The organism is uncultured Anaerotruncus sp. (assembly GCF_902490045.1).
GTDB lineage: Bacteria > Bacillota > Clostridia > Oscillospirales > Ruminococcaceae > Anaerotruncus.
The window spans coordinates 19,088-29,124 of the sequence record NZ_CABUCJ010000021.1 but is presented as its reverse complement, the minus strand read 5'-3'; the positions used below and the strand labels follow the sequence as shown (position 1 = coordinate 29,124).

At 62.1% G+C, this 10,037-nt stretch carries 11 protein-coding genes and 2 tRNA genes; 6 read left to right on the top strand and 7 right to left on the bottom strand.

From position 1 onward, the window contains the following. A partial coding sequence (locus RDM88_RS04070) for a hypothetical protein (protein ID WP_308753488.1) occupies positions 1–204 on the top strand: 204 nt, incomplete at its 5' end. A gap of 90 nt (positions 205–294) precedes the next feature. On the opposite strand, the gene RDM88_RS04065 is transcribed toward RDM88_RS04070, so the two are convergent. Continuing rightward, the gene (locus RDM88_RS04065) at positions 295–2,211 is read right to left on the bottom strand and encodes an NAD(+) synthase (RefSeq protein ID WP_308753487.1); all 1,917 of its coding nucleotides are present in this window, start codon (positions 2,209–2,211) and stop codon (positions 295–297) included. A gap of 236 nt (positions 2,212–2,447) precedes the next feature. Between RDM88_RS04065 and RDM88_RS04060 the strand changes: the two genes are divergently transcribed. The 5 genes from RDM88_RS04060 to RDM88_RS04040 all read left to right on the top strand — a co-directional run bounded on the left by RDM88_RS04060 (position 2,448) and on the right by RDM88_RS04040 (position 5,881). Beyond that, entirely contained in the window at positions 2,448–3,077 is a 630-nt protein-coding gene (locus tag RDM88_RS04060) for a flavin reductase family protein (RefSeq protein ID WP_308753485.1), read from the top strand. 41 nt (positions 3,078–3,118) lie between these two features. Then, positions 3,119–3,205 (top strand) — tRNA-Ser (locus RDM88_RS04055). 42 nt (positions 3,206–3,247) lie between these two features. After that, positions 3,248–3,338 (top strand) — tRNA-Ser (locus tag RDM88_RS04050). A 360-nt stretch (positions 3,339–3,698) separates the two neighbouring features. Then, positions 3,699–4,826 carry a zinc-dependent alcohol dehydrogenase gene (locus RDM88_RS04045; protein WP_308753483.1) on the top strand — a complete coding sequence of 376 codons (1,128 nt, stop codon included), beginning with the start codon at positions 3,699–3,701 and terminating at the stop codon, positions 4,824–4,826. Between the two features lie 449 nt (positions 4,827–5,275). Continuing rightward, positions 5,276–5,881, top strand: a complete 606-nt coding sequence (locus RDM88_RS04040; protein WP_308753482.1) for a DNA-3-methyladenine glycosylase I — start codon at positions 5,276–5,278, stop codon at positions 5,879–5,881. Between the two features lie 130 nt (positions 5,882–6,011). On the opposite strand, the gene RDM88_RS04035 is transcribed toward RDM88_RS04040, so the two are convergent. The 6 genes from RDM88_RS04035 to rbsD form a co-directional block, all read right to left on the bottom strand. After that, positions 6,012–6,311 carry a hypothetical protein gene (locus RDM88_RS04035; RefSeq protein ID WP_308753480.1) on the bottom strand — a complete coding sequence of 100 codons (300 nt, stop codon included), beginning with the start codon at positions 6,309–6,311 and terminating at the stop codon, positions 6,012–6,014. Beyond that, positions 6,284–7,249 (bottom strand): carbohydrate kinase, encoded by a 966-nt coding sequence (locus tag RDM88_RS04030; RefSeq protein ID WP_308753478.1) that lies wholly within the window; start codon positions 7,247–7,249, stop codon positions 6,284–6,286. The genes RDM88_RS04035 and RDM88_RS04030 overlap by 28 nt, the downstream gene beginning before the upstream one ends. 20 nt (positions 7,250–7,269) lie before the next feature. After that, the gene (gene hxlB / locus RDM88_RS04025) at positions 7,270–7,827 is read right to left on the bottom strand and encodes a 6-phospho-3-hexuloisomerase (RefSeq protein ID WP_308753492.1); all 558 of its coding nucleotides are present in this window, start codon (positions 7,825–7,827) and stop codon (positions 7,270–7,272) included. Next, complete coding sequence (locus RDM88_RS04020; protein WP_308753476.1) at positions 7,827–8,474, bottom strand: orotidine 5'-phosphate decarboxylase / HUMPS family protein; 648 nt, start codon at positions 8,472–8,474, stop codon at positions 7,827–7,829. Before RDM88_RS04020 ends, hxlB begins: the two co-directional genes overlap by 1 nt. Before the next feature lie 138 nt (positions 8,475–8,612). Next, positions 8,613–9,581: a carbohydrate kinase gene (locus tag RDM88_RS04015; RefSeq protein ID WP_308753474.1), complete on the bottom strand. Its 969-nt coding sequence runs from the start codon at positions 9,579–9,581 to the stop codon at positions 8,613–8,615. A 34-nt stretch (positions 9,582–9,615) separates the two neighbouring features. Next, positions 9,616–10,020 (bottom strand): D-ribose pyranase, encoded by a 405-nt coding sequence (rbsD, locus tag RDM88_RS04010; RefSeq protein WP_308753472.1) that lies wholly within the window; start codon positions 10,018–10,020, stop codon positions 9,616–9,618. Between the last annotated feature and the right edge of the window lie 17 nt (positions 10,021–10,037).

Below are 10,037 nucleotides of genomic sequence, written 5' to 3'. Positions count from 1 at the left end.
GGGGCCGCCGCGGGCTCGCTGCCGCACCCCGCGAACATCATGGACGCCATGCACACTGTCAGAACAATTGCCAGGATTCTCTTTTTCATTTTTCTTTTCTCCTCCTTGCAGATTCGGGTGTTTCTTCCTTTCGGTGCTTTTATCCTACCACCCGCCCGCTGGAAAGTCTTTACAATGAAAAAACCTAAATTTACAATTTTTTAGCAGGCGCCCGTTTGCCCCCGCCCGGCAGGGAGCAGCAAAAAAGCCTCCCGGACCCGCTTTTCGCGGGGTCCGGGAGGCTTTGCGGCATGGTCAGGAGAGCGCGTCGAGCTCCGCGAGCCAGAGGGCGGCGGACGCGTCGCTCGGCATCCGCCAGTCGCCGCGCGGCGAGAGGGAGACCGAGCCGATCTTCGGCCCGTCGGGCAGGCAGGAGCGCTTGAACTGCTGCGCGAAGAACCGGCGGCAGAAGGTCCTCAGCCAGCGGAGAATCGTCTCGCGGTCGTACCGGCCGTCGAAGGCGCGCAGCGCGAGGCGCAGGATTTTGCGGGGGGAGAAGCCCCAGCGGACGAGGTAGTAGAGGAAAAAGTCGTGCAGCTCGTAGGGCCCCACGAGGTCCTCCGTTTTCTGCCCGATCTCCCCCTCGGCGGGCGGGAGCAGCTCGGGACTCACCGGGGTGTCGAGAATGTCGCGCAGCACTTCCGCGAGGACCGGATCGCCGGAGCGGTCCGCCTCGTATGCCACGAGCTCCCGCACGAGCGTCTTGGGCACCGCCGCGTTGACCCCGTACATCGACATGTGGTCGCCGTTGTAGGTCGCCCAGCCGAGCGCCAGCTCGGAGAGGTCCCCCGTGCCGACCACAAGCCCGCCCGTGCGGTTGGCGATATCCATCAGTACCTGGGTGCGTTCGCGCGCCTGCGCGTTCTCATAGGTCACGTCGCGCAGGGCGGGATCCTGCCCGATGTCGCGGAAATGTACGCCGACCGCGTCCGCGATGTCCACGCAGGAGACGCTCACGCCGAGCTGTTCGCAGAGGCGTTCGGCGTTGCCCTTCGTGCGCGCGGTCGTGCCGAAGCAGGGCATCGTCACCGCGTGCACCCCGGCGCGCGGGCGTCCGAGCAGGTCGGCGGCGCGCACCGACACGAGCAGCGCGAGCGCCGAATCGAGTCCGCCCGAAATGCCCACGACGGCGGTTTTGGCGCCCGAGTGGGCGAGCCGCCGGGCAAGCCCGCGCGACTGGATCTGCAAAACCTGCTCGCAGCAGTCCTCCCGTTCCCCGGGCGCGGGCAGGAAGGGATGCCGCGGCACCTCGCGGGTGAGCGGCGTCTCGCGCGGGGAGAGGGAGAAGGTGCTGCTGAGGTAACCCTCGCGGACGGCGGCCGGGAAGGTGGTCAGCCGCCTGCGTTCGGCGGCGATCCGCCCGACGTCCAGGTCGGTGACGGCAAGCTCCCCGGTAAAGGGCGGCTTCTCCGCGAGCAGCGCGCCGTCCTCCGCGATGAGCCCGTGCCCCGAAAAGACCACGTCGGTGGTCGACTCCCCCTCGCCCGCGTTGGCGTAGAGGTAGCCGCAGACGAGCCGCGCCGACTGTCCCTTCACCAGTTCCCGCCGGTAGGCGGCCTTGCCGACCGTCTCGTCCCCCGCCGAGAGATTCACGAGCACCGTCGCGCCCGCCCGCGCGTGCGCGACCGACGGCGGGCAGGGCGCCCACAGATCCTCGCACACCTCTACGCCGAGCACCAGCCCGGGCAGCTCCTCGCAGTGGAAGAGCTGCTTCGCGCCGAAGGGGATCACGTCCTCCCCGAAGACGCCCGTCAGATAGCCGTTCTCCTCCGGCGCGGGGGCGAACCACCGCTTCTCATAATATTCTCCGTAGTTGGGCAGGTGGGTCTTGGGCACCAGGCCGAGCACCTCCCCGCGGCAGAGGACCGCCGCGCAGTTGTAGAGCTTGCCCTGCCACATGACCGGGAGCCCCACCGTCAGGAGCATGTCGAGCTCCTCCGTCTCCCGGCGCACCGTCTCGAGGGCGGCGCAGGCCCCTTCGATCAGCGTATCCTGCAGGAAGAGGTCGCCGCAGGTGTATCCCGTCAGGCAAAGCTCGGGCAACGCCAGAATCCGCACGCCCTCCCCGGCGGCGCGCCTTGCCACCGCCGAAACCGACGCCGCATTGTAGTCGCAGTCCGCCACCCGGATTTCCGGCGTGCCCACCGCCGCCTTGATCAGTCCATCCTTCATTGGAGGTCATCCCTTCCCGCTTTCTTTCCGGCTTTCCAATCGGGAAAGCCCCGGCGAAATTCCCCTGCCGCCGGTCCGCCCTCCGCTTTGGCGCCGAGCGCCGGCACAGTCTGTCCGACTACAATTATACCCGTCAAAATTGGGCTTGTCTACCAAGGAAATTCGCAAATCTTGCACCCTGCGGCGAAATGGTGGTATACTAGGGATAAATTGACCGGAAAGGGCGGAACCTATACATGCCGAAACTGTTTTGGAAGCCGGGGACGCTGCTCGCGCCCGTGCCGCCCGCGCTCGTCTCCTGCGGGACGCTCGAAAAGCCGAACCTTCTGACCGTCGCGTGGACGGGCATCGTCAACACGAACCCCGCCATGACCTACGTCTCTGTGCGTCCCGAACGGTACTCCCACGGGCTGATCTCCGAGACGGGGGAATTCGTCGTGAACCTCACGACCGCCGCGCTCGTGCGCGCCGCGGATTTCTGCGGCGTGCGTTCCGGCCGCGACCTTGACAAGTTTTCCGCCTGCGGCCTCACCCCCGAGGCCTCTGACAAGGTATCCGCCCCCTCGATCGCCGAGTGCCCCCTCTCGCTCGAATGTGTCGTGCGCCAGGTGCTGCCTCTCGGTTCCCACGACATGTTCCTCGCCGAAATCGTCGCCGTCGGCGTCGACCCCTCCCTCGTCGACCGCGCCGGCAAGCTGCACCTGGGTTCCGCGGGGCTCGCCGCCTACGCCCACGGGGAATATTTCGCGCTGGGGAAAAGCCTCGGCACCTTCGGCTTCTCGGTGCGCAAAAAAACCGCCGCCAGGCGCAGCGCCCCGGGCAAAAAATCCGGTCCCCGCCGCGCCCCGCGCGGGGAAACCACTTGACTTGTCCCCATAAATATGGTATCATAATTGGCGTTACGTACGGAGAGATGTCCGAGCGGTTTAAGGAGCCGGTCTTGAAAACCGGTGACTCGAAAGAGCCGTGGGTTCGAATCCCACTCTCTCCGCCAACACCCCTCCACAACCAGATATCCAGCGCATACCACCTATTTGGAGATGTACCCAAGTCGGTGAAGGGGCTCCCCTGCTAAGGGAGTAGGTCTGGAAACGGGCGCGAGAGTTCGAATCTCTCCATCTCCGCCAAGACCCGCATGATAAGCCAGTTTACGGCCTGTCATGCGGGTTTTTTGTTTGCCCTGTTTCTCTTGAAAAAACTTGCTAAAATTTACTCTACTTCCACTCTATTCCCACTCAAAAGGGCATTAAAATTTCAGAGATGCCTGTTACATCTTTTGAGGCGCATGCCTGTTGGTTGCTGGTAACAGCCAATAGGATATAGAAGTTTTTGGAAGTCATTTGCTGTACCATGGTTACCATAAATCATTCGTGCCGCCCGTAATGTTTGCTGAATTTGAAGCAGCTTTATATGGATGTGAGTTGGTCGGAATATTTTACGCTCTGCTACCAACGATAACCCTATCGAAAAGATAGGAGCGTGGTATCATGAAAGCAATCGTCTATCAGGGCGTCCGGGATGTGGGCGTGCGGGAGGTCGCGGACCCCCGGATTGAAAACGAGGACGACATCATCGTCAAAGTGACCTCGACCGCCATCTGCGGCTCCGATCTGCACCTTATCCACGGGCGGGTCAAGGGGATGTACGACGGATACGTGCTGGGGCATGAAACGATGGGAATCGTCGAGGAGACGGGCAGGGGCGTTGCCGCCGTTAAAAAGGGGGACCGGGTGGTCGTGCCCTTCCCGGTGGCCTGCGGGCACTGCGCCTTCTGTGAAGCCGGGGAATACAGCCAGTGCGACAACTCCAATCCAAACGGCGAGGCCGGAGGCCTTTTCGGCTACAGCGAATCCTACGGTGACTATGCGGGCGGGCAGGCGCAATACCTTCGGGTCCCCTATGCCAACGTGGGGCCGGTTAAGGTTCCGGAGGAGCTCACCGACGAACAGGCGCTCTTCTGTACCGATATCCTGCCCACATCCCGCTGGGGCGCTGACATCGGCGGCGTCAAGGAGGGGGACACGGTGGTGGTGCTCGGGTGCGGGCCGGTGGGCCTTTTGACCATCAAATGGGCGCTGTATCTGGGTGCGAAACGGATAATCGCGGTGGACCACGTGGATTACCGCCTCAGGCACGCGGCGGGCTACGGTGTGGAGACGCTCAATTTTGAGGATTTCGACAACACCGGCATGGAAATCAAGGAGTTGACCCACGGCGGCGCGGACGTGGTTATCGATTGTGTGGGTATGGACGGCAAGATGAGCGCCATGGAGAAGGTGGAGGCGGCCCTCAAGATGCAGGCAGGCTCCAAATCCGCCATCGAGATCGCGTCAGAGGCGGTGCGCAAGTGCGGCACCGTGGCGATGCTCGGCGTCTACGGCGGGCGTTACAACATGTTCCCGTTGGGAAACTTTTTCTCCCGCAACATCACGCTGAAAATGGGCCAGTGTCCGGCGCAGCGTTATGTAAAGCCGATCCTCGAGCTCATCCAAAAGGGGAAGTTTGACGCCACCGACATCATCACCCACCGCCTGCCGCTCGAAGAGGGCAAGCGCGCCTACTCCATCTTCGACGAAAAGGAGGACGGCTGCATCAAGGTGGTTTTGAAGCCGTAAGCGAATTTTTTCGGAACCACAGAGATCCTCCCCCTGGGGAGGGTCTCTGTTTTCGCCTCAGGCAAAAGACGCCCGGGGCGATCGTATGGCGGTTTTGCGCGTCGTCGGCCGGGAGGCGTCGAGCCTTACAAGCTGACCGAGCGGACGGGGCTGGAGGACATCTCTGCAAAACGTCGGGACAGCAGATACTATATAAATGGAGAATCGGCCGAGGTGACATTCCCCGAGTCGCAGTTGTCATTTGAGTCCATTTGCAGTAGAATGAAAGCGGTGATAAAAGCGATCAGCAGATGAAATCAACGTTGTTGCCTTTTCCCGCCAGGAGTTCGGCGCTGGGCGGAAGAAGAAATCGGAGAGGGAACGGCAACGGGTTTGGGACGCGCTGGCGGCGCCGCCGCTGACCTTAACGCGTGGAGAACAACAAAAATAGAACATGGGAGGCCGGAAGGATGGAACGCTGCGGCTGGTGTCTCTGCAATGAGAAGATGACGCGCTACCACGACGAAGAATGGGGGGTTCCCCTGCACGACGACCAAAAACAGTTCGAGTTTTTGATGATGGAGGTCATGCAGTGCGGCCTCAACTGGAACATGATGATCCAGAAGCGGGAGATCTTCCGCGCCTGCTTCGACGGCTTCGATTATAACAAGATCGCCGCCTACGGAGAGGCGGACGTGGAGCGCATTCTGTCCGCCGACGGGATGATCCGGTCCCGCAGGAAGATCGAGGCGGTCATCCACAACGCAAGATGCTTTCAGGCGATCCGGGAGGAATACGGCTCCTTCAGCGAATACCTCTGGGGCTACACCAAGGGGAAGTCGGTCCTCTACGCCGGGCACCAGAAGGGCAGGTTGCCCGCGAAAAACGCCCTGTCGGATCAGGTCTCGGTGGATCTTCGGCGGCGAGGGTTCAAATACCTGGGCTCCGTCACTGTCTACTCGCACTTGCAGGCCTGCGGGCTTATCAACGACCATCTGGAGACCTGCTTTCGCTACCGCGCGCTGACGGAGCAGTTTCCCACCGTCCACAAGCGGGACGCCGTAAGGAAAGGGTGAGTGCCCAGGCTGTACTGCCCGGGAGATTTTTGACGTTGTACCAGAAAGTTTGTTCCGTCAGTTTTCTGTCTCCCGAACGATATCTTGACGGTATTGTGCGTGGCGTGCTATAATACGCACAGATTTTACTTTAATAAGTTAACTCGGTAAATCTGGCAGTGAAAACGGTGAGTGGTTGAAATACATTTTCAAATGGCTTCTGGCCAACATCGCGGTCGGCGCTGTATTTATGGTTATCGCGGGCATTGTCGGCTACGGACCGTTCTGAATTGCAGAAAGCCGCCGAACTTGTTTCGGCGGCTTTTGCTCTTTTCCAACAGCCGACATTCGACGGAGGGGAACACATATGGATCGGGCTGAGGGTCATGGCCGCCGCAGGCGCTTGCAGATCGGATCCAAAAATTATGGCAATGGGGCGCAGCTCATACATGCGCGGACCTCTTCGATCCCACCGATCGACGGCATCCCGCCGCGCCGGCCGGCGCAGCAGGCGCCGCAAGCGTTGGCAAATCGAAAAATTTCGTCAAGCGCCTCTTTGGGCAGTTCACAGGGCCACCGGCCTGCGTGAGCAAGCTGGAAAAGCAGGCCGCCCATAAACGCGTCCCCCGCGCCCGTCGTGTCGCGGACCGGAACGTCGTAGGCGGGCAGACGGCCTGTTGCCGCACCGGTGCGGTAATAACAGCCGCGCCTTCCCAAGCTGACGGCCACAAGCTGGGGGCCCATTTCAAGGATCTCGCGGGCCCCGCGTTCCCAGTCCCCGTGGCCAAGCAGAAATTCCAGCTCCTCGACGGATATCTTAATGACGTCCGTCTTCGTAAAGGTATCCTTGATCACCCTCCGCTCCTCCGCCTCGTCCTTTGAAACGGCGATGTTCCAGTTGGGATCGTAGGAGCAGAGCGCCCCCGACTGCCGCGCAAGCGTCAGAGCGGCCTGCGAGGCCGTTCGGGCGGGTTCTGCGTATTGGATGGTGGAAGCCATATGGAAAATGCGGCAGTTGGAAAACCACGCGGGGTCGAGGTCGTCCGCCGAATAAAAAGTTTCCGCGACCGCGCCCTTGGTGAAGGCAAAATGCCGGTCGCCCTGCTCGTCGAGCTCAATAAACGCGAGCCGCGTCCCCGCGCGGTCAGTGAACCGCAGCCCGGTGATATCGACCCGGTAACGCTCGAGCGTCGCGCGCAGGAAGCGGCCGAAGATGTCGTTGCCCACCGCGCCGGCAAACCCGCTCTCTCCGCCAAGCAGCGAAACGGTCACGGCGACGTTTGCGGGCGCCCCGCCGGGGTTGCGTTCAAACCGAAGATTTCCCTTTTCGGATATGCCGTCGGGGGTAAAGTCGATCATGACATCCCCCATGGATAAGACGTCCAGCATCAGCGGGCCCCCTTCCGGATTTATTCGAGATTTGCATGGTTGCGGCGGATGGTGTCAAGCCCGATGCCCATCCTGAGCATCATCTCCCAGACCATCGCGTCGGCGGCGAGGATCACTCCCTGTTCAAAGGCGTTCCCGTCCGGGCGGATGGAGAGATAGTCCGCCGCGGCGTCTTCCGGAGTCTCGGCGCGCAGGGTCAGCCGGAGGTCGGCCGCCCGGCCGAGCGAGGAATCCGGCACACGGGTAAGCGCCGCCACTTTGGCCCCCGCCGCTTTCGCCTTGTTCACAACGGCGAGCGTGCAGCCCGTCTCCCCCGAGCCGGAACCCACGATCAGCAAATCTCCCCCGCCGATGCTGGGCGTGCACACCTCTCCCACCAAAAAGGTTGGCAGGCCGATCTGCATCAGCCTCATCGCAAAAAATTTCATCGCGAGCAGGGTCCGCCCCGCCCCGCCGACAAACACCCTTTTGGCGCCGAGGACCGCGTCCTCAAACGCTTCCACCTCGGCGGAATCGAGGCGCTCGGCGAGAGAGCGGAGCTCCCGCAGGCTTTCCAAAGCAAACCGGCCGGCCTTCATCACGCCATCCCCCTTCCGCGGACGAGTTCCGCCATCCTGGCTGCGGTCTCCTTCGGGTCCGGCGACTTGATGATCGCGCCGCCGACGATAACGAGGTCGGGCGCCGCCTCAAGGATCCGCGGCAGCGTCTCGAGACGGATGCCGCCCGCCGCCGCGACGAGGGCCTTCCCCTTTGCGCCGCGCTTCGCCTCCCGGATGCAGGCGAGCGGGTCGTCCGCGTCCTTCACGTCAAGGCTGGTATGCACGCACAGATAATCCGCGCCAAGCCGCGCCGCCGCCGCGGACCGTTCCGCGATCCGTTCAAGCGGCAGGCCCATCATGTCGGCCAGCACCTTCCGCCCCTGTTTTTTTGCCGCTTTGACCGCGCCCGCGATCGTGCCCTCGTGCGCCGAAGCGGAGACGGAAACCATATCCGCTCCCGCGCCGAACGCGAGATTTGCCATGAATTCGCCGCCGTCGAGAATTTTATAATCGGCGAAGACCTCTTTGCCGGGGTACGCTTTTTTCAGCTCCCCGATCGCGGAAAGCGGATAGGTATAGGCGAAGGGGGTCCCGAGCTCAATGATGTCGATCGAATCCGCGATCTGCCCAAGCAGCGTGAGAGCCCCCTCATAGGTGATGTCATCCAATGCGATTTGCAGTTTCATAGCGTCCTCCCCAAAATGATTATTCGTGCCGCGCCAAAAGGCGCGCGGAACTCCCCGCCGTCATCCACCCGCGCCGCGGCAAAAAGCCCGTCAATATGCGGTCCATTGCAGCCACCCCCGAGGGGGACGATAAGCCTGTCAGACGGCCAGCGAAGGGATCCCGTTCATGCAGCGCAGGACTTCCTCTCGGGTGGGCGCGCTGAGCAGTCCCCCCCGCCGGGAAGCGCAGACGGAACCCGCCGCATTGGCGAAGCGGATAATAGCCTCCAACTCCTCGCGCCCGAACGCCGCGAGCGGCTTTCCGCTTTCACAAAGCTGTGAGAGCACGGAGCCGAGAAAGATGTCCCCCGCACCGTTGGTGTCCACGACCTTCACGTCGTAGGCGGGCAGGCTGCCGCACCCCGCCGGATGACGATAGAAGCAGCCCCGCGGCCCGAGCGTGACGGCAACCAGCTTCGGGCCGTATCCCGCGAGCATCCGGGAGCCCTCCGAAAGGTCCTCCGTGCCGGACAGCAGCGTCATTTCCTCATCGGAGACCTTCAGTATATCGACAAGCGGCAGAAATTCGCGCATAACCCGTCGCGCGGTTTCCGCGTCCCAGAGAACCTCCCGGTAATTTGCATCAAAGGAGACCGGAACGCCCCTCTCCCGCGCATACTTCGCCGCCGCAAAGGCGCTGCCCCGGGTTGGCTCGTGGGTGAGCGAGGCCGCGCTCACATGAAAAATCCTTGCCCCGCCGATCAGGCTGAAATCAACCTGTTCAAGGGGCAGGCAGGTGTCGGCGCCCGGACGGCGCATAACGGTGAAACTGCGGTTCCCGCTTTGGTCCAGATGGACAAAGGCGAGGGTGGTGTAAGCGTCGGGAGACAGGCGGAGTCCCTGCGTCCCCACCCCGCAGGAGACGAGCGTGTCGCGCAGGAAAAAGCCGAACTCGTCTTCCCCCACCATGCCGATCAGCGCGGTTTTTCCGCCGAGCTTTGTCACCGCGGCCAGCAGATTGCTGGGCGCGCCGCCCGGATGGCGTTCATAGAGGGCGTTCCCCTCATCAGAAAATCCGGCGGGCGAAAAGTCAATGACCAGTTCGCCGAGCGCCACGACATCCAACATAGCAACCTTCCTTCCAGAGTGTCCTTCTCACGGGTTATTCGTCGTAGGTGCAGCCTGCCTGCAGGATCATGTTGGGCGCGTGCAGGCCATACTGCCCGGTACGGATAATGCCCTTGACCTTCGGCATCAGCTCGTCAAACTCGGAGTGGGGGATGAATTCGATCGGGGTCTTGGGGAAACGTTTTTGGTACTCCTCCAGCAGTTCGGGGGCCATGGTTTTAATCTCCTCGGCCAGAATGACCTTTTCAATGGAGAATTCGGCGAGCACCCCGTCGAGCACCTGCAGGATGGTGGGGATGTTGGGCAAAAACGCCATGTCCACCGTCTCGACGCCGAGGGGATTGTTGAAGCCGGCGTCTGTCAGGGCGATCCGGTCACGGTGTCCGCTGCGTGCGAGCAGCGAACGGATCTGCGCATTGAGGATTCCATATTTCTGCATAATTTACCTCCTAAATA